We start from the raw sequence: 17,344 nt of genomic DNA on the forward strand, positions 1-17,344 counted from the left end.
CGGTTCCAGCTTCGGGCCCCGACGAGGAACTGACGCACCAGCAGTAGAAGTCACACGACTACTAACGATCAACTACTGGCGCAGGACACTAGCGGAGCGTCCTCGTCACCGCGGCACAAGCCGCACACGAAGCACCAGACATGGCGCCGATGCTACCGGAGCCGGCGGTAAGTGATCCTTTGACGTCGCTCCGCCGCAGACCTACCAACCACCCCCGGACCATGCCCAGCAGCCAGCACCGTCGGACCAGTTGCTGCCTCCTCGTACGCCCTCCTATCCGCGCGACCTCTAAGGTGGCGGAATGATTCCGCCTGACGAACGGACGGACCTGGACCTGCTGGACGCCCACCTCGAGACGCTGTGGCACACGTGGGAGGCGTCGGACACCGCGCTTCCCACGGAGCCGTCCGGACTCGCAGGGGAAGGAGCAGGCGAGCTCGTCCACTGGGCCCTCGGCCGGCTCCGGAGCATCCCGCGCGAGCCCAAGGACGCCTTCGCCCGTGAGATCGGCGACCTGCTCATGGAATTCCGCTCCCGCCGCAGCCCCTGGAACGCGGCGGTGCTGCGGCTGCTGTACGACCCGTACACGTTCGTCGCCACCGGCCCGCGACGGCACGAGGACTGGACGCACGACGTCCACGCCGTGCTGCACCGGACGGTCACCGATCCCCGCGGCTGGCTCCGGCTGGACACGGACCGCACCGACCCCGCCCGCCAGACCGTGCCCGCCTACCCCTTCGACCCGCCGGCCCCGGTCGACATGCCCGCCCACCTGCACCCCCTGGACGCCCAGGCGGCAGTGGCAGCGCTGGCCGTCATGGCGGAGGAATGGCAGTCGGAGCAGGCCCCCGTCCGCTCCCGCCCGGACCGGGACGCCCTGCTGGCCGACGCCCGGTTGCTGCTCGACCGGTACGGGCCCAGCGCGCGCTACTGGACCAACGCGACAGCCGCCGCCTCCACCCCGGCCCCCGACTTCCTCGCCTCAGGACTCCAGGGCATCAGCACCCACCGCTTCCACACCACCGCATACATCGCCGGCCTCGACATCTTCGAAGACCTGGGCGTGATCGCGGTGAACGACGAAGAGGTAGGCGTCTTCTGGTCCTTCGGGGCCTACTGACCACCACCAGGCAACAGCTACTGGACCGCGGCGGCGGCCTAGTCCTGGCCGGCCGGTCATCCCACGGACGCCAGGTGACCGGCGCAGCGCCACGTCGTTGAACACGGCATCGCGTGCATGCACATCCGCCCCCGCGGGTACGCGAGCGAGCCCCGGACGAGTCGGATCACTTCCCTGTTCGGTGGATCTCCCAGCCGAGGGGCTACGTGAAGTCCGCGTAGGCGAGATGGGTTGCACAGGTCCGGCACCGGAAGAGGTAGGCGGTCGGCTGGCCGTCACTGTCCAGGGCGCCGAGGAAGTCGTCGACCTGGTCCTCGGGCCAGCCGAAGGTGCGGAGGTCCTGCCACAGGCCCTCCAGTGCGTCCGGGTAGCCGGCCAGTTCGCCGGCTCCTGCCCTGCCCAGGAAGGCGGCGCCGTCACCGCAGTGCACCAGCCACTGCCCGTCCTGCCAGGCGGTGAAGCCCGGTGTCCGCTCGGCGATGGCCACCAGCACGTCCCTGGTGACCTCGTCACCCACCACGTCCGCGGTGAACTGAGCCTCGTACCGGCGCGCAGCGCGCCCGTCCGCGATGCACCACGGACACAGCCGGCCGGGTTCCCCGGCGGCGTAGACCGGGCCCGCATAGACGTATCCGCGCGCCCGGCCGCAGCAGGCGCAGGCCGTATCGGAGGCCGTCACCGAGCCGGTGGCCAGCGGGTCCGGGTGGTACGGGAACTCGGGAAGGGTTTCTGTCACAGTCGGCGACCGTAACAACCGCCATCCGCCCGCCAGCACCCGGGGAAACCGGGGCCCTGACGTCAGCGGGATGCCCTCTCGGGCCACACGATCCGCACGGGGGTGCCCTGCCGTTTCGCGCAGGCGACGACGTCGGCGGTGCCGCCGTAACCCCGGGCCGGGATGGCGTCCCTTGAAGTGGTGTAACCGGTCTTGGCCGGTGTGCGCCCCCGGCTCGCCACCGCGTTGCCCCTGGTGGACCGCTCGTGCGCCCTGAACGAGGACGGGCCACCGTGCAACTCTCCGCTGTGCACCTCCACCCCGACGCTCCGACCCACTGCACCACCGCCCGCGTGATGGCCTGGGTCGCCTCCTTGCCGGTCAGGCCTGCGAAGGAGAAGCCGGTCTCGGACAGGTACGCGCGAAAGGAGACAGCGAGGGTCTCGGACTCGCCGACCTCCGTCGGTCCATGGGCCATCCGGTGATTCTCCGCTCGCCCACTGACAACAGCCGGAGACTGAACGACGATCACCGTCAGGGCGTCTGCCCGGGACCATCCGGCGGTGCTTCGCTCCAGCCCGGTGACCTCGGCAACGGCATGTCAGTGGCGCACCCTACGGTGCGTGCCCATGACACGTCGCACCCGTTTCCTGGTCACCGAGCACCCGGCCATCGCCGCCCAGTGGCATCCGGAGCTGAACGCCGACCTGGACCTGGCGAAGATCGGTCCCGGCTCGCACAAGGCTGTGTTCCGGCGGTGCGACGACGGGCACGTATGGCAGGCCCAGGTCCATTCCCGTGTCGCCGGGACCGGCTGCCCGCAGTGCGCCGGGTACGTGCCCCGTGGCCGGACCACGCTCAGCGAGCACTCGCCCGACCTGGTAGCCGAGTGACACCCGCGCAACGACGCCGCACCGGACCAGTTCGGGCCCGGATCGCAGCGCAAGGTCTGGTGGTGCTGTCCGGTCGGGCACGAGTACCAGGCGCGCATATCCAACCGCAGCCGCGGTACCGGCTGCCCGGCCTGCGCGAGGGCCGGCCGCGATGCACCGGCCATGCATCTGGCCGACATGCCCGAGCTGTTCGCGCAGGTGGACCCCGACACCGCACCGGCCGACGTGGCGGAACTGCTGGTCAACTCCCGCGTACGGCTTTGAGCTCGTTCCACGAAGCGTCGGCGGCCTGGGCGGTGCCGGGAGCGAGCAGGCCCTCCCCCGTGGCGAGCAGTGTGGCTCCGGCGGCGACGCCGACGAACCCTCTGAGCAGGGTGCGGTGCGAGAAATCGGTGTTTATGAGATTACTCCAGAATTTTTTCTGACTCGCTTGCGCAGGTATGCGGAGGTGCCGGCCGAGACGAGGGCGGCCCCCGCCAGCAGGCATACGAACACGGTGACCGACACCGAGACGTACTCCACGGACGAACCGTCGGAGTACACGCAGGCGTTTCGAAGGGGCCAGTACTGTTGCTCGATGGCCGCCAAGTCGGCGCCGGCGTCGTTCCGGTTCGTGCACAGTTCGGGGAAAGGACCCCCCATAGTGACGGAGAACCAGCCGTAGCAGTACACCGCCACCGCCGAGGAAGCCAGGAACAGGACGACAAACGCGTAGACCCTGGGCACGGGCAGTGGCGAGTAGCTCAGCAGAATGAAGACCACCACGACACCCACCACTGCAGTGACCAGACTTGCAGCCAGCAACGCGGCCATCAGGAACATGCGATATCTACTTCTTCTCTGTTTCCTGCGCGGCAAGGAACTTCGCCCGGCGTCTCCGCGAAGCCGTTCTTCATCTTTTCGCTCCCTCCGCCTGGAAGGTCACGAGCCTGCCACGGATGATCACGCGATGACCAGGGCTTTGCCGCGAGGCCTTCGCACGAGGCAGGGGCAGGGGGTCTTGCGCGGGGTCGGTCGTCCAGGGTGGGGCAATGAGCGCACTGCGACCCGGTGACATCACCGACGAGATGATCCAGGCCATGGATGTGGCCAAGCGGCAGGGGCTGCAGAAGGATCTGCGCGCCCTCGCCGCGAACATCCGCGCCGACGTCGAAGGCCGCTACGACAGCGCGGAGCCCGGGTGGCGCTCCGGTGTCGAGTGGACGCTGCTGTGGATCGAGAACACCGCCGCCCAGCTGACCGAGGGCAGACCGGGCGCCGGGGCCGGCGGCCGGGATCAGGGCGTGTCGCCGGAGTAGTAGAAGCGGCACACCACACCCGGGCCGGCCGATGGGCGCGGAGCGTCGGGGCGCGGGTCCTACAGCGCCCGGCCGCCGGGCCACCGCCCCAGCTCGGTCATCAGGGCGACGCCGTCGTCTATCTCTTCCGGTCGCCAGCCCGTGATGTCGAGCAGCAGGCCGTCCAGCGGGCCGCCGACCAGTACGGCGTACGTCCGGTGCGGAAGCGGACCGGGGTGGGAGTCGTCGTGGTCGCAGCCGTACACCCGGCCGCGCAGCAGCTGCTCGTCACCATCGTTCATCCGGCCGGCCTCCCAGCCACCACCGACAGCGGGAGGCCGGCGGCGTCCGGCCTCCCGCCCTGCGGGTGTCAGGCGCAGGGCAGACGGCCGGAGGCCAGCCAGTCGATGCGCACCCCGGGCGGATCAGCGCGGTGATGCTGTCGACCTGGTACGTGCGCGGCTGCTCCCGGGTGAAGCGGCGCAGCGCCCGGTACACGCCGTCGCGCAGCTGGCCGTCGGTCAGCGTGGGCGCCTGCTCCTGCAGATCGTCGAGGAGCTGCCCGGCGCGGGTCGCGCGGGACAGCGCGGCGTCGGCGAGCGGCCCCTCGGCGAAGCCGTTACGCACGGACAGGCCGGGCTCGATGAAGGTCATGGTGACGGTCCTCTCCGCCCGGCCGCGCGGGTCTCCCGGTTGGAGACACGGTCGCGGGACCGAGCGGGCGGAAACGTAGAACACCGACCCCGTTAGCGTCGCGTCGCGGGAACCAGCCGGGGCAGGCGCGGCGTGGGCCAGGCCGGATCCCAGCGCCAGGCCGCCCACTGTTCCGCCTGCGCGAAGATGCTGGAGCGCTCGGTGAGCATCGCCAGGACCTCGCCGCGGGCGGCGTCGACGGCCCGGTGCTCGGTCTCGGATTGGGCCGCCTCCCGTGCCGCGGCCTCCTCCGACTGGCGGCGTACGACGCGCTCAGCTTCCGCCCGGTCGACGTCCTCCTTCCAGCACGGCCCACACAGCTCGTCCCTGACACCCCTCCATGACGTCTGCCGGACCGACTGCCGGCGGTTGTCGGTGAACTTCGTCCCGCAGCGAGCGCACACCGGCCGCTGCGCCTCACGCTCCGCGGCCTCCCGCTCCGCCTGCCGGCGCTTGGCCTCCCTTCACTGCACGAGGTACAGCCGGTCGCGCCGTCCGGGGTGTCCAGGGCCTCAACCAGCGTCTGCCACTCATCCCTGCCGAGCCGTCGCCACACCTTCCCGGCGGCCCCGGCCGGGTCGGCGGTGATCCGCTCCAGCTCGGTAACGACCACGGGCACCGCCTGCTGGTAGTCGACAGCGTGGTTCAGATGGGGGTGTTCTCGTCGGGAACGAAAGGGTCTCCGTGGCCGGGGACGATCAGGGCGGGCTTGAGGGCGAGGATCTTGCGGCGGGAGGCGTGCAGGCCCTCGTGGTCGTCGGAGGTGGGATCTTCGGCGGGGCCGTGGACGCTCCACCAGGCGTGAGTGAGGACGACGGTCCCTTCGGCGGTCTCCGCGACGGTGGAGATGTCCTGGGGGGTGTGGCCGGGCGTTTCCATCAGGCGGATCGAGGGGGAGAGCTGGTACCCGTCGGCGGGACGGTCGTACCAGAGGTGGTTGTGGTAGGCGGCCCAGACGTCGTGGGCGCGCGCGTTGGGGAAGAGGGCGGCGTTGAGGGTGTGGTCTGGGTGGTGGTGGCTGAAGACCACGTCGGTCACCTGCTCGGGGCTTACACCGGCGGCGGCGAGCGGGTCCAGGATGAGTTTGCGGTCCTCGACCATGCCGGGGTCGACGACGACGATCGTGTCGCCGTCGCGCAGGAGGCAGACGGTCGAGGCGACGTGCCACGGCTTCTCGCGGCCGTCGCGGTCCGCGTTGCGTGCGTCGAGGCTGTCGTAGCCGGTGGTCAGCAGGGTGAATGTGGCCGTCATGAGAGGCGATGGTCCTTCGTTGATCGTGGGGAACGACCGGCAGGGAGGGCGAGGTGTGCTGTCCATGCCGGGGGCTTGAGGGTGTGCGGAACCGCGCCCCGGCGCGGGTCCGGTGAACCGGTGGCGGGGCGGGGGTGGCTCGACTCAGTCGGTGGTGGTCTGCGTGCGGCGGGCGTAGGCGCGGGCGGCGCGGGCGCGGTCGCCGCAGCGCACCGAGCACCAGTGGCGGCGTCCCGCGCGGAGCAGGTAGCGGTTGCAGGGGGTGGAGGGGCAGGCCGTCAGCCGTTCGGCGTCGGGTCCGGTGAGCAGGTCGGCGGCGTCGGCGGCGAGGATGCCGAGGGCCTGGTCGACGATCTGGTCGATGGGGTGCGGGGCGGTGCGGTGCATGCCGCGGACCGGGTCCCAGCCGAGCGGGGAGGCGGTGGGCACCCTGGTGAGGGCCTCGTTGACGGCGGCCAGCGCGGTGGCGGGAGCCGGATGCCCGCCTACCTGGGCGGCGAGCAGGGCGCGTACCTGCTCGCGCAGGGAGCGCAGACGTGCCGCGCAGATTTCCTGCATGCCGGCGTCCGCGGGGGCCAGGTTGTGGTCCACCAGCCACTGGTTGGCGCCGGAGGGCGTGCCCAGCGCATCGAGGAACTGGCCGCCCGGCAGGGCGATGGCGCTGTTGGCCAGGTCGAGGGCGGGGTATTGCTCAGCGCCCGGTGCCGGGGGCAGCACCGGGCCGGCTGCGTCGACGGTGGTGGCGGTATCGGTCTCACTCACGCATCTCACGCTACAGCTTGCTCCTATCCGTGACAAACGCTTATGGTCACGGATGTAAGTCAATCTATCCGTGAGGTGGTGTCGTCATGGCAGCAACCGGCGCGTCCAGCGAGCAGGTGCCCATCCGTGTCTTCGGCGGTCCGACCGCCCTCATCGAGTACGGCGGGCTGCGGTTCCTGACCGACCCGACCTTCGACGCTCCCGGCACCTACCCGTCCGGCCTGGCCAAGACCGCGCCCGCCTCCGCCACGCCCGCTGATCTGGGCCGTATCGACGTGGTGCTGCTGTCGCACGACGAGCACGACGACAACCTCGACGTCTCGGGCCGGGCCCTGCTCGCCGATGTCCCCCTGACCCTGACCACGCCCGGTGGCGCGGGCCGGCTGGGCGGCGCCGCACGCCCCCTGAAGGACTGGGAGTCCATCGAGCTCGACCGCCCCGGTGGCGGCACGGTCACCGTCACCGGCGTCCCGGCCCTGCACGGGCCCGGGGCACGCGCGGACCTCGAACCGGTCGTCGGCGAGGTCGTCGGTTTCGTCCTGAGCGGTGACGGCCTGCCCACCGTCTACGTCAGCGGCGACAACGCCCAGCTCTCCCTGGTCCGTGAGATCGCCGACCGGTTGGGCCCGGTGGACACCGCCGTACTGTTCGCAGGCGCGGTCCGCACTCCCGTCCTGGACCGCGCGCTGCTCACGCTCGACAGCGCTCAGGCCGCCGAGGCCGCCCGCATCCTGGGCGCCCGCCGGATCGTGCCGGTCCACTTCGACAGCTGGGCCCACTTCACCGAGGGCCGCGAGCAGCTCGTGGACGCCTTCACCACCGCCGGACTGATCGACCGCGTCGAACTGGCCTGACACCGAACCCCCTGGCCCCGCGGTGCGCCACGCGTGCACCGCGGCGGTCCTTTCGCCGGCCCGGCCACTCGCGCCAGGCCGGCGCACCGCAGAAGGAATCCCCGTGAACGACCCGATCAGGGGCAGGGCCCGTGGCTCCGCTCCCGCGCCGCTGTCCGTCCTCGACACCGCCCTGGCCGGCCGCGGCGTCAGCGCCGCCGACGCCCTGTCAGGCAGCATCGCACTGGCCGAACTCGCCGAGAGGCGCGGTTTCACCCGCTACTGGGTGACCGAACACCACTCCATGCCCGGCGTCTCCTCCTCCAGCCCCGCCGTCCTGCTGGCCCGGCTGACCGCCCACACGACGCGGCTGCGGCTCGGGGCGGGCGGAGTGATGCTGCCCAACCACCCCCCACTGATCGTCGCCGAGCAGTACGGCCTGCTCCAGGCCCTCGCTCCGGACCGGATCGACCTCGGTCTGGGCCGCGCCCCGGGCACCGACCAGGCCACCGCCGCCGCCCTGCGACGAGGCCGCTCCGACGACGACTTCCCGCAACAGGTCGTCGAACTGCTGCGCTTCCTCGACGACGACTTCCCCGAAGAGCACCCCTACCGCGAGCGCGTCTACGCCGTGCCCGGACCGGGGCAGGACAAGGAGAACGGTCTTCCGCAGACGACCGGCCGCCCCTCGGTCTGGCTGCTGGGATCCTCCGGATACTCCGCCCAGCTCGCCGCCCGCCTGGGCCTGCCCTTCGCCTTCGCCGCGCACTTCTCTCCCGATCACGTCGCCGGTGCGCTCCAGCTCTACCGCGACCGGTTCACCCCCTCGGCCGTCCTCACCGAGCCGTACGCACTGGCCAGCTTCGCCGTCATGGCCGCCGACGACGAGCACGAGGCCCTGCGTCAGACACGCAGCTACGCCCACAGCATGATGCGCATGCTCCACGGCAAGTCCTACCTCGTGCCCACCCCCGACGAGGCGGCTTCCTACCGCTACACCGCCTCCGAGCAGCACGTTCTCGACCGCTGGACCAACACCGTCCTGCACGGCACGCCCGACCGGGTCACCGCGCACCTCAACCGCCTGCACGAGGCGGCCCGGCCCGACGAGATCATGATCGCCAGTGTGGGCCACACCCCTCAGGCGCTCCTGCGCTCCACTCAACTCATCGCCGACGCCTACACCCTGCCCATCGCACCGGCCCCCGCGTCCACACGCTGATACGGCCCCGACACCCCCGGGGGCAGTTCGCGCGGACCGCCCGCCGACAGTCACCTCAGACCCCGCACACCTCGCCCATCACCCCTGGGCACGTAACGGAGACACCATGCCCCACACGGCGACCACACCACCCAGCGGGCCGACAGGCACCCCAAAGGCCACCCCTGCCCCTTCTCTACCCGAGACGCAAAAGCGCATCCTGGTCATCCTGCTGGTGTCCCAGGTTCTCAGCGGCGTGGGGCTCGCGGCCGGCGTCACCGTTGCCGCCCTGCTGGCTCAGGACATGCTCCACTCCACCACCCTGGCCGGGCTGCCCAGCGCCCTGCTCACCGCAGGCTCCGCCCTCGCCGCCGTCACGATCGGCCGCATCTCGCAGACCCGCGGGCGCCGCCCCGGCCTGGCCGCCGGCTACCTCGCAGGCGCCCTCGGCGGTGCCGGAGTCGTCGTCGCCGCCGCACTCGACAACCCCGCCCTGCTGTTCATCTCCCTCTTCCTCTACGGCGCCGGAACCGCCGCCAATCTCCAGGCCCGCTACGCCGGAGCCGACCTCGCCGCCCCGCGCCACCGCGCCCGCGCCCTGTCCACCGTCCTGGTCGCCACCACCCTGGGCGGCGTCGTCGGCCCCAACCTCACCGCCCCCGCCGGACACCTCGCCACCGCCCTCGCACTGCCCCCGCTGAGCGGCCTGTTCCTCGTCTCCAGCGCGGCGTTCGCCCTGGCCGCACTGACGCTCCTGATCTGGCTGCGTCCCGACCCCCTCCTGCTCGCCCGCACCCTCCCCTCCGAGCCGGAGGCACCGGAGCGCACCGGCGCAGGAGCGGCGCCCGACGTCCCGCAGCCCGCCACACACCGCCGCCCCGGCCTGCCGCTGGGGGTACTGGTGATGGTCCTCAGCCAGCTCGTCATGGTCGCGATCATGACGATGACCCCCGTCCACATGCACGACCACGGCCACAGCACCGCCGCCTCCGGCCTCGTCATAGCCCTGCACGTCGGCGCGATGTACCTGCCCTCACCCCTGACCGGAGCACTCACCGACCGCTACGGCCCCACCGCGACGGCCGCCGCCTCCGGACTGACCCTGCTGGCTGCCGGCATCCTCGCCGCCACCGCGCCGGCCGACTCCGTCCTCCTGCTCACCCTCGCTCTCATCCTGCTCGGCATCGGCTGGAACTTCGGCCTCGTCAGCGGCACCACCATCATCACCAACGCCGTCCCCCTGGCCACGCGAGCCAAGACCCAAGGCATGGTCGACGTCGCCATCGCCATCGCCGGAGCCACCGGCGGCATGACCTCCGGGATCGTCGTCGCCACGGCCAGCTACCCCTTCCTCGCCCTCACCGGCGCCGCCTTCGCCCTCGCCCTCCTCCCCGCAGTCATCGTCACCGCCCAGAAAAGCTCGCCCCGCACACCCTCCTCGGAACGCCGATAGAGCAGCCCCGAACCCTGAGCTTCTTCAGCGCTGCCGTTCCAGTGTGAGGATGGCCTTGGCGATTGACGTCATGCGGTTGGGGCTGCCTCGGGACCTGCGGAAGATGCGCCAGGACCTCAAGCGCGCGATGCCGCGTTCGACGGGCGCTCGCGCGGCGGCCAGTGCCTGGTTGAGGGTCTTCTCAGTGGGGGTGAGTTCCTGCAGGGGCTTGCGTTTGATGCCGGTGGTCAGCCACGGGCCGGCACCCTGGTAAGCGAGATCGGCCAGGATGGGAACGCCCTGGCGCTCGCAGATCCGGATGATCCGGTGGGTACGGGCTGGGGGAGGTCAGATCGTGGGTGCGGCCCGGCAAGGCCGGCGAGAGCCACAACAGCCGGCCGCCGGGGTCGGTGACGATCTGCACGTTCACGCCATGGCGCCGGCGTTTGTGGGAGTAGTCGGCCCGGCCGTCGCCGACCCGGTCGCACTCGGCGAGGGTGCCGTCCGGCAGGACGAGGTCGGGGTCGTGTTCGCGCAGCGTCTTCAGCAGACCCGGTGCACGTTCGGCGTGAACCGTTCCGGCTCAAGGACGTGGCATGACGGGGCCTGCAACGCAGGTCTACCGGGTCGCGTCGGCGGAGGCAGAGCGCTCCGGTTCGTTCATCTTGCCGAAGGGCACGTGGACGCTGGGTGTGCTGCGGGAGGTGCCGGCCAGGTGGCTGACCTGGTCGTCGAAGAAGATGTGAGGCTTGAGCACCCCCATGATCGTGCTCTTGTCTATGCCGCCGAGGAAGAACGCGTCATTGACAGTCACACCCCAGCCCTTGAGGCTGCGCACCGCGCGTTCATGAGCAGGCGCGTTGCGGGCGGTGACGAGGGAGACGTGGAGGCGGAGCTTGTAGTCTGGGTCTTTCGCGCGCTGCTCTTCTTCGCGCTGCTGGAGCCGGTTGACGTTGACGAGGAAATCCCGCAGCGGCCCGGGATCGTGCGGGGTGGCGGCGTTCATCGTCTCGTGGGAGCGGAAGCCCTCGATGCCGTCAGCCTGGTAGACCTGTTCTGAGGCGTCGTCGGCAAGGACTCCGTCGAAGTCGAAGGCGATCCGCAGATCCTGGTCATCGCTCTCGTCGGCCGCCGCAGGTCCCAGGACGCGGCCTGCCGGCAGTCCGAGCACGACGGCCTCCCGGACATCGGTTTCGTTCGCGGACAGGAACAACGACATGTTCAGGGCGGGCATGAAGTGGTACGGCGAGCGGCCTTGCATGAAGATGGCCCGAGTGATCGGCAGGTCGTGGGCCTGGATGGACCGCATGACCCGCAAGCCAGTGTCCGGATCATTGCGGGACAGGACGATGACCTCGACCAAGGGGTCGTCGGGTGAGAGGTCGTTCAGGGACAGCAGCCGACGGATGAAGGGGAAGGCGACCCCTGTGCCCAGCGTGTCGTCCAAGTGCGCTTCCTGGTAGGCGCGGTAGGCGTCCTCTCCCTGCTCGCGGAAGACCGTATCCGCCTCTGCCAGGTCGAACAGCGCACTAGAGGCGACCCCGATGACCAAGCGCTTCTCGAGTTCATAGGCCACGGCGCTCTCCCTTACATCAATTCGCACACGCGTCTCATTCATGGTACCGAGCAGCGCGAGCGAGGCGGGTTCCACTGGGCTGCCCTGGTCATGGGGGATGTCGCCCCTACCCTCACCTGGCTCAGGCTCCGACCGACCACTCCTGCGGGCCGCGTCAGCCTGCCCTGCGCTTCGCCATCCTTCTGGTCCTCGCGAGGCAACGAGATCACCGGAGCGCACCGTGCACGCCGCGGCCGGGGCCGTAAGCGATGGTCCCGTCACTGAAATGCTCTCGACCGACCGCGAAGAGGCGGGGGAAGGAAGGCCGGGTAAGCGGTCGACGTCGACGACCTTGCATGTCGGGGCGACGGCCGGTGCTGGACAATCGCGTCATGTCGCATGATGCGAGATCACTCATCGGCGACGAACTGCCGGAAGATGTCCTCACCTGCTCGGGGCTGATAGAGGGGGTCTGAAAAGCCCCTCAGCGGGCAGGTCCCTGGTAGCGGGGCGGCGACGTACTTTCGGGGGCTGGGGTGTGCGGGTTGCGTACCCGTTACTCGACGGATCTGTCCGATCGGGAGTGGGAGATCCTTCGTCCGCTGGTTCCGGCGGTCAAGCCTGGTGGGCGACCGGCGAAGCACGCGCGGCGGGAGATCCTCAACGCGTTGGCATATCGGCTGCGGGCCGGCTGTACCTGGAGACTCCTGCCGCATGACTTACCGCCGTGGCAGACGGTCTACCACTACTGGCGGCGCTGGCAGGAGGACGGCGTGTGGGAGCAGATGCTGACGGCGCTGCGTGAACGCGAGCGGGTGCAGCTCGGCCGGGATCCCACTCCCAGCGCCGCCGTCGTGGACAGCCAGAGCGTCCGGGCCAGTGAACGTGGCGGCCTGGACGGTTACGACGGCGGCAAGAAGGTCAGCGGCATCAAGCGGCACCTGCTCGTCGACACCCGCGGCACCGTCCTGGCCACGTGCGTGAGCCCGGCCAGTGTGGGTGACCGCGATGGCGCCGTGGTGCTGTTCGCCCGGGCCGCCGATGCCTTCCCGCGCCTGCGGCACGTGTGGGCGGACCAGGGTTACCGCGGTGCCGACTTCCACGCCTGGGCTCTGGAGGCCACCGGTATCACCGTGGAGATCGTGCAGCGCCGTGACGGTGGTTTCCGTCCGGCCTGGGCCCAGGTGGGGGCACCGCCGCCGGCAGTGCCCCAGTTCGCGGTGGTCCCGCGTCGTTGGGTGGTGGAACGGACGTTCGCCTGGCTGGGACGGTGCCGCCGCCTGTCGAAGGACTACGAGTACCTGCGCGTCTGCTCAGAAAATGCCATCTACCTCGCCATGGCCATGCTCCTGGTGCGTCGCCTCGCAAGCCCAGTCCACTGAGGGGCTTTTCAGACACCCTCTACCCGCCTACGCTCCCGAGCTGAACCCGGTGGAACTGCTGTGGTCCTCACTCAAGAAGCGCCAACTCGCCAACCTCGCCGGTGACCACCTCGCCGATGTCGCCGACGCCACCGAGCAAGGCATCCACCGCATCAACACCAACCCCCGACTGCCATGGTCATTCCTCACCCATACCGGCCTGACCATCCACCCACCACGCCCACCGAACTTACGAAAAGATCAGTAGCACGCCGAGTTGACCGGCCGGGGTGTACGTCGGCTCGAAATGATCTTTGGGTGAACTTCCCCGCTCGGGGCGGGTGGGCACGGAGCCCGCCGCCGGGTGGAGGAACCGGGGGGCCGCCCACGGCACGTCCACGGCATTCACCCCGGCATCACCCGTGCGAGCCGTCTGTTCACCCAGCTGAACTCTTCCCCAACTGCGGTGGCCCGTACGGCGCGTGCGGCGTCCCGTCCTCTCACGGCCGAATGCCGTCGCCGGGCCGTCACAGCGTCTCTTCGTGGCCCCCGAGGGTGCTCATCGCCACGTCGTCATCGTTGATCGAGGCCGGCGTGCAGGTTCCGTCCAGGCGCTTCAGGAGCAGGCCGCGGCAGCCTGCCGGCCGGGCCGGGCCGCCTCCCCCGGGTCACTGCTGCAGCACGCGGCCGCCCCGACGCCCCGCCGGCGGGGCGTCGGGGCGGCCGCGTGCTACCCGGCGAAGAACCGGATCAGCTCGCGCTGGAAGCGGCCGGCGGCCTCCATCTGCGGATTGTGGCCCACCCCGGGCAGCTCCACGAGGCGGGCGTCGGGAATGGCTTCCGCTGTGCGCTTGCCCAGGACCGGATAGTTGCCGAGCTTGTCACGGTCGGCCGGGGCGGCGTACTCCTTGCCGATGGCCGTCCGGTCCTCCTGCCCGATGACCAGCAGGACGGGCGCGCGCAGCCGGCCGAACTCGTGGACCACGGGCTGGTGGTAGGCGGTCTGGTAGGTCAGCGCCGCGGCCATCGCCCAGCGCGGGTACTCACCGCTGAGCGTGACGCGGCAGCGGATCTCCACATTGCGCTCGTACTCGGGGCGCCAGCGCACCACATAGCCCCGGTAGAAGTCACGGAGGGCCGCCTGGTCGGTCTTGCCGAGCTCGTCCGCGAACAGCTTCTCGGTGGTGTGCTCCGGGACCAGCTCGCGGTAGTCCTCCAGGCCGACCGGATTGGCCAGCGCCACCCGCAGGGTACGGCGGGGGTGCCGGAGGGCGAACCGGGTGGCGAGCATGCCGCCCATCGAGTGGGCCACGAGATGCGTACGGTCCACACCGAGGTGGTCCAGGAGCGCGACGGTGTTGTCCGCGAGCATTGCGAAACCGTAGTCGACCGCGGGCTTGCTGCTGCGCCCGAAGCCGATCTGGTCGGGTATGACGACCCGGTAACCGGCCTTCGCGAGCGCCCGGGCAGTGGGCGCCCAGGCTCCGCCGTCGAAGTTCTTGCCGTGCAGCAGCGTGACCGTCTGCCCGTTGGCCCGGCCGCTCGGCGCCACATCCATATACGCCATGTTGACCACCTCGCCCTGGACCACCAGGCGGAGGAAGGAGAAGGGGAACGGGGAGGGGAAGCCTTCCAGGCCGATGCCGATCGGCTCGGTGTAAACAGGGTCGTCGCCCGTCCTTCCCCGGGACGGCGACGCGGACGCAGCCGCGGAGGCGGTCACCGCGGGAGCCAGCAGGGAGGCGGCGGGACTTGCGGCGGCGGCGAGGAGCAGGGAACGGCGCGAACTCATGGTCTGTTGCATCCTTCCGGACGGTGCGCTGGGAACGAATGTTCCGGGTTCGACGGTGCCACTGTTTCCAACGGGCTTACCGGTACGAATGGTTCCGCTGCCCCGCGCCGGAGGACGGGACCTGCAAACGGCCCGCACCGGCCGCCGCCTCGCCAGGCTCCGCGCCAGATGGCCTTGCGGATCTCGACGTCGAAGGAGCTGAACCGCCCCGGATTCGTCGGAGATCTCAGGTTGTGACCTGGGGTTTCGTGAGTGCTGTGTAGTAGTTGGCTTCGTATTCGACCGGCGGGACATGGCCTGTCTCTCCGTGGAGCCGTCTGTGGTTGTACCAGTCGGCCCACTCGGCGGTGGCCGGCTCGCCCTGGGAGAGCGTCTTCCGGGACCGCCGAGGTGTGATCGACTCAGTGAACCTCTTTCATCCTGTGCTGGAGGGTGAAATGGGCTGGTCAGCGGGTGTGGTGACGAGGCAGGGCCCCTCGTCGTTGGCGTGGTGATCTCACTCATCACGCCGGCGACCGGAGGGGCCCTGTTGGTTCCGTATCCTGCCATGCTCGACGTGTCGCACGAGCTTGTCGAACATGTCGCCTGGCTGCTGCACGAACACCGCCAGGCCCGCAACACCCGCTGGCGGAAGCTCGGCTGCTTCAAGCAGGCGCTGCTCACGCTGGTGCACCTGCGGAAGAACGAGACGTTCTCGCAGCTCGGAGCCGGTTTCGGGATATCCCAGGCCACCGCCTGGCGCTACGTCGACGAGACCTTGGGCGTGCTGGCCGGCTGGGCGCCCGGTCTCCATGAAGCCCTCACCGGGCTCGGTGAGGGCGACCACGTCATCGTCGACGGCACCCTGATCCCCACCGACCGGATCGGTGCGGACGAGCCGTACTACTCGATGAAGCACCGTCGGCACGGCATGAACGTGCAGGTCATCGCCCGTCCCGACGGCACCCCGCTGTGGTTCTCCCGCGCGACACCGGGCAGAACCCATGACCTGTCCTCCCCCACCCTCCGGCCGGGGGTACCCCCAACCCGGGCCCATGGCATCGTGCAGGCCTGCCTGACCCGGCAGATCCTCGTCCTTGCCGACCGCGCCTACCAGGGTGCCGGCGCCACCTTCCGTACCCCGTACCACCACCACCGCGAACAGCCCGAGCACTACCAGCAGTTCAACCGTGACCACGCCCGACTGAAGACCTGTGGAACGGGTGATTCAGCGATCTTCACTCGTTGGTCTGCCGGTGAGTGAAGCGCATTCGGATCTTCCTGTTGTTCTCCCCGTGCCGGGCCACCTCCCGGAAACCTTGCCGCTGGTAGAAGGCATGAGCACGGGTATTGATCGCGAGCACGTCAAGGATGAGGTGCTGGCCCCGCTGGGTTGCGGCATCGATCAGGGACTGGATCAGCCGGGCACCGATGCCTCGCCCCTGGTAGCGGGGATGGAGTTCGATCCGTCCCAGGTAGACCTCGGTCGCGCGGTACTCGACGACCAATGTGCCTGCGTCGGCCCCGTCGACAGTGATGATCTGCCATCGATCGGGCTCGAACCCGCGATCGTGATAGGCGCGTTGATCGTCGTCATCCCAGCCCCAGATCGCCGCGACGTAGTCACCCATGGCGGCCTTGTGGAGCTGGAAGCAGAACTCGCTGTCGGCCGGGACCGCCGGTCGCACGGCAACGGCGTTCATACGGCGATCACTCCAGGACGTTCGATGAGCCGACCGTGTTCGAAGCGGGCTCCGGCGCGGACGAGGGCGACCGGGTGGGGTGCGTTCACGGCCTGCCAGCGGGCCTGTGCTGACCCGGCGAGCTTGAAGACCATGGAGAGGGCAGCGGTGCGGGAGCCGGCGCCGCGGGTGACCTTGGTCCGCAGGCGGACGGTGGAGAACGTGGACTCGATGAGGTTCGTGGTCCGTAGGTGGACCCAGTGCTCGGCGAGGAAGTCGTAGCTCGTCAGCATCTGTTCCCGGTCATCGGTGATCCTTTTGGCAGCCTTGGGGAACTTCGCGCCGTAGAGCTGGGCGAACGTCCTGATCGCCGCCTCGGCATGGTCGCGGTCCTCGGTGCTGCAGATGTCCTGGATCGTCTTCTTCGCCCCCGGCTGCGCGGACCTCGGCAGGGAGTCCAGAACATTGGCGGTTTTGTGAACCCGGCACCTCTGCTCGCGGGTTTCCGGGAAGACCTCGGCCAGGGTCTTCCAGAGGCTCAGGGCTCCGTCGCCGACCGCCAGGACCGGGGCGCGCATGCCCCGCCGGCCGTTCCCGTCGCGCTCGTCGGCCGACTCAGCTATGTACGCGTTGGCTTCGGCCTCATGGGCGGCGGCCAGCACCCGCCGTGCGCCCTCGCGGACGATCTCGTCGATCAGGGAGCCGTTCGGCGTGGAGCCGTCGACGTTGACTACGCTGAGCACGGACGTGCCTTCCCGGCCGGTGGGGCGAACACCGGCCTACTCGATGACCATCAGC

Annotated in this window: 17 protein-coding genes and 6 pseudogenes; 10 read left to right on the forward strand and 13 right to left on the reverse strand. The window is 70.1% G+C overall.

Going from position 1 to position 17,344, the window contains the following annotated elements:
- Window positions 1–301: 301 nt before the first annotated feature.
- A complete protein-coding gene (locus tag ACFYOJ_RS32560; protein ID WP_356558829.1) occupies window positions 302–1,120 on the forward strand; it encodes a hypothetical protein in 819 nt (272 codons plus the stop codon).
- A 202-nt stretch (window positions 1,121–1,322) separates the two neighbouring features.
- Here ACFYOJ_RS32560 and ACFYOJ_RS32565 read toward each other — a convergent pair whose 3' ends face one another.
- On the reverse strand, window positions 1,323–1,856 hold the full coding sequence (locus ACFYOJ_RS32565) for a CbrC family protein (protein ID WP_356558827.1): 534 nt from the start codon (window positions 1,854–1,856) through the stop codon (window positions 1,323–1,325).
- A 608-nt stretch (window positions 1,857–2,464) separates the two neighbouring features.
- Between ACFYOJ_RS32565 and ACFYOJ_RS32570 the strand changes: the two genes are divergently transcribed.
- On the forward strand, window positions 2,465–2,728 hold the full coding sequence (locus ACFYOJ_RS32570; RefSeq protein ID WP_356558825.1) for a zinc-ribbon domain-containing protein: 264 nt from the start codon (window positions 2,465–2,467) through the stop codon (window positions 2,726–2,728).
- Window positions 2,729–2,749: 21 nt separating this feature from the next.
- A pseudogene (locus tag ACFYOJ_RS32575) lies at window positions 2,750–2,851 on the forward strand (zinc-ribbon domain-containing protein); the annotation flags it as partial.
- A 273-nt stretch (window positions 2,852–3,124) separates the two neighbouring features.
- Here ACFYOJ_RS32575 and ACFYOJ_RS32580 read toward each other — a convergent pair.
- Window positions 3,125–3,550, reverse strand: a complete 426-nt coding sequence (locus tag ACFYOJ_RS32580; RefSeq protein WP_356558823.1) for a hypothetical protein — start codon at window positions 3,548–3,550, stop codon at window positions 3,125–3,127.
- A 209-nt stretch (window positions 3,551–3,759) separates the two neighbouring features.
- On the opposite strand from ACFYOJ_RS32580, the gene ACFYOJ_RS32585 reads away from it, so the two are divergent.
- Window positions 3,760–4,026 (forward strand): hypothetical protein, encoded by a 267-nt coding sequence (locus ACFYOJ_RS32585; RefSeq protein ID WP_356558821.1) that lies wholly within the window; start codon window positions 3,760–3,762, stop codon window positions 4,024–4,026.
- Here ACFYOJ_RS32585 and ACFYOJ_RS32590 read toward each other — a convergent pair.
- The 5 genes and pseudogenes from ACFYOJ_RS32590 to ACFYOJ_RS32610 form a co-directional block, all read right to left on the reverse strand.
- Window positions 4,005–4,307, reverse strand: a pseudogene (locus ACFYOJ_RS32590) (hypothetical protein). The gene ACFYOJ_RS32585 and the pseudogene ACFYOJ_RS32590 overlap by 22 nt on opposite strands.
- A complete protein-coding gene (locus ACFYOJ_RS32595; RefSeq protein ID WP_356558819.1) occupies window positions 4,294–4,659 on the reverse strand; it encodes a hypothetical protein in 366 nt (121 codons plus the stop codon). Before ACFYOJ_RS32595 ends, ACFYOJ_RS32590 begins: the two are co-directional and overlap by 14 nt.
- 92 nt (window positions 4,660–4,751) lie before the next feature.
- The gene (locus tag ACFYOJ_RS32600) at window positions 4,752–5,102 is read right to left on the reverse strand and encodes a hypothetical protein (RefSeq protein WP_356558817.1); all 351 of its coding nucleotides are present in this window, start codon (window positions 5,100–5,102) and stop codon (window positions 4,752–4,754) included.
- Window positions 5,103–5,343: 241 nt separating this feature from the next.
- A complete protein-coding gene (locus tag ACFYOJ_RS32605) occupies window positions 5,344–5,949 on the reverse strand; it encodes an MBL fold metallo-hydrolase (protein WP_356558815.1) in 606 nt (201 codons plus the stop codon).
- Between the two features lie 144 nt (window positions 5,950–6,093).
- A complete protein-coding gene (locus ACFYOJ_RS32610) occupies window positions 6,094–6,711 on the reverse strand; it encodes an ABATE domain-containing protein (RefSeq protein WP_356558813.1) in 618 nt (205 codons plus the stop codon).
- 86 nt (window positions 6,712–6,797) lie between these two features.
- Between ACFYOJ_RS32610 and ACFYOJ_RS32615 the strand changes: the two genes are divergently transcribed.
- The 3 genes from ACFYOJ_RS32615 to ACFYOJ_RS32625 all read left to right on the forward strand — a co-directional run bounded on the left by ACFYOJ_RS32615 (window position 6,798) and on the right by ACFYOJ_RS32625 (window position 10,198).
- Window positions 6,798–7,565: an MBL fold metallo-hydrolase gene (locus tag ACFYOJ_RS32615; RefSeq protein ID WP_356558811.1), complete on the forward strand. Its 768-nt coding sequence runs from the start codon at window positions 6,798–6,800 to the stop codon at window positions 7,563–7,565.
- Window positions 7,566–7,668: 103 nt separating this feature from the next.
- Complete coding sequence (locus ACFYOJ_RS32620; RefSeq protein WP_356558809.1) at window positions 7,669–8,766, forward strand: LLM class flavin-dependent oxidoreductase; 1,098 nt, start codon at window positions 7,669–7,671, stop codon at window positions 8,764–8,766.
- A 106-nt stretch (window positions 8,767–8,872) separates the two neighbouring features.
- Window positions 8,873–10,198: an MFS transporter gene (locus ACFYOJ_RS32625; protein WP_388598426.1), complete on the forward strand. Its 1,326-nt coding sequence runs from the start codon at window positions 8,873–8,875 to the stop codon at window positions 10,196–10,198.
- A 24-nt stretch (window positions 10,199–10,222) separates the two neighbouring features.
- On the opposite strand, the pseudogene ACFYOJ_RS32630 reads toward ACFYOJ_RS32625, so the two are convergent.
- Window positions 10,223–10,745: pseudogene (locus ACFYOJ_RS32630) on the reverse strand (transposase family protein); the annotation flags it as partial.
- 51 nt (window positions 10,746–10,796) lie between these two features.
- The gene (locus tag ACFYOJ_RS32635; RefSeq protein ID WP_356558805.1) at window positions 10,797–11,753 is read right to left on the reverse strand and encodes a 5'-nucleotidase; all 957 of its coding nucleotides are present in this window, start codon (window positions 11,751–11,753) and stop codon (window positions 10,797–10,799) included.
- 515 nt (window positions 11,754–12,268) lie between these two features.
- On the opposite strand from ACFYOJ_RS32635, the gene ACFYOJ_RS32640 reads away from it, so the two are divergent.
- Window positions 12,269–13,114: an IS5 family transposase gene (locus tag ACFYOJ_RS32640; RefSeq protein ID WP_356558803.1), complete on the forward strand. Its 846-nt coding sequence runs from the start codon at window positions 12,269–12,271 to the stop codon at window positions 13,112–13,114.
- Window positions 13,115–13,163: 49 nt separating this feature from the next.
- Window positions 13,164–13,361: a transposase gene (locus tag ACFYOJ_RS32645; protein WP_356558801.1), complete on the forward strand. Its 198-nt coding sequence runs from the start codon at window positions 13,164–13,166 to the stop codon at window positions 13,359–13,361.
- A 462-nt stretch (window positions 13,362–13,823) separates the two neighbouring features.
- Here ACFYOJ_RS32645 and ACFYOJ_RS32650 read toward each other — a convergent pair whose 3' ends face one another.
- On the reverse strand, window positions 13,824–14,885 hold the full coding sequence (locus ACFYOJ_RS32650) for an alpha/beta fold hydrolase (RefSeq protein ID WP_356557614.1): 1,062 nt from the start codon (window positions 14,883–14,885) through the stop codon (window positions 13,824–13,826).
- Window positions 14,886–15,111: 226 nt separating this feature from the next.
- Window positions 15,112–15,261: pseudogene (locus ACFYOJ_RS32655) on the reverse strand (IS3 family transposase); the annotation flags it as partial.
- Between the two features lie 111 nt (window positions 15,262–15,372).
- Between ACFYOJ_RS32655 and ACFYOJ_RS32660 the strand changes: the two are divergent.
- Window positions 15,373–16,074 (forward strand): annotated as a pseudogene (locus ACFYOJ_RS32660) (transposase family protein); the annotation flags it as partial.
- Between the two features lie 28 nt (window positions 16,075–16,102).
- Here the strand turns inward: ACFYOJ_RS32660 and ACFYOJ_RS32665 are convergent.
- Entirely contained in the window at window positions 16,103–16,567 is a 465-nt protein-coding gene (locus ACFYOJ_RS32665; RefSeq protein ID WP_356557615.1) for a GNAT family N-acetyltransferase, read from the reverse strand.
- 14 nt (window positions 16,568–16,581) lie between these two features.
- Window positions 16,582–17,133: pseudogene (locus ACFYOJ_RS32670) on the reverse strand (transposase); the annotation flags it as partial.
- Window positions 17,134–17,344: the final 211 nt, after the last annotated feature.

Source organism: Streptomyces sp. NPDC006384, from assembly GCF_042870695.1.
Lineage (GTDB): Bacteria > Actinomycetota > Actinomycetes > Streptomycetales > Streptomycetaceae > Streptomyces.

Excerpts from the sequence above, each read along its gene's own strand:
- ACFYOJ_RS32580 (WP_356558823.1), bottom strand. The coding sequence starts at position 3,550 with ATGTTCCTGATGGCCGCGTTGCTGGCTGCAAGTCTGGTCACTGCAGTG.
- ACFYOJ_RS32665 (WP_356557615.1), bottom strand. The coding sequence starts at position 16,567 with ATGAACGCCGTTGCCGTGCGACCGGCGGTCCCGGCCGACAGCGAGTTC.
- ACFYOJ_RS32570 (WP_356558825.1), top strand. The coding sequence starts at position 2,465 with ATGACACGTCGCACCCGTTTCCTGGTCACCGAGCACCCGGCCATCGCC.
- ACFYOJ_RS32560 (WP_356558829.1), top strand. The coding sequence starts at position 302 with ATGATTCCGCCTGACGAACGGACGGACCTGGACCTGCTGGACGCCCAC.
- ACFYOJ_RS32595 (WP_356558819.1), bottom strand. The coding sequence starts at position 4,659 with ATGACCTTCATCGAGCCCGGCCTGTCCGTGCGTAACGGCTTCGCCGAG.
- ACFYOJ_RS32605 (WP_356558815.1), bottom strand. The coding sequence starts at position 5,949 with ATGACGGCCACATTCACCCTGCTGACCACCGGCTACGACAGCCTCGAC.
- ACFYOJ_RS32650 (WP_356557614.1), bottom strand. The coding sequence starts at position 14,885 with ATGAGTTCGCGCCGTTCCCTGCTCCTCGCCGCCGCCGCAAGTCCCGCC.
- ACFYOJ_RS32625 (WP_388598426.1), top strand. The coding sequence starts at position 8,873 with ATGCCCCACACGGCGACCACACCACCCAGCGGGCCGACAGGCACCCCA.
- ACFYOJ_RS32615 (WP_356558811.1), top strand. The coding sequence starts at position 6,798 with ATGGCAGCAACCGGCGCGTCCAGCGAGCAGGTGCCCATCCGTGTCTTC.
- ACFYOJ_RS32585 (WP_356558821.1), top strand. The coding sequence starts at position 3,760 with ATGAGCGCACTGCGACCCGGTGACATCACCGACGAGATGATCCAGGCC.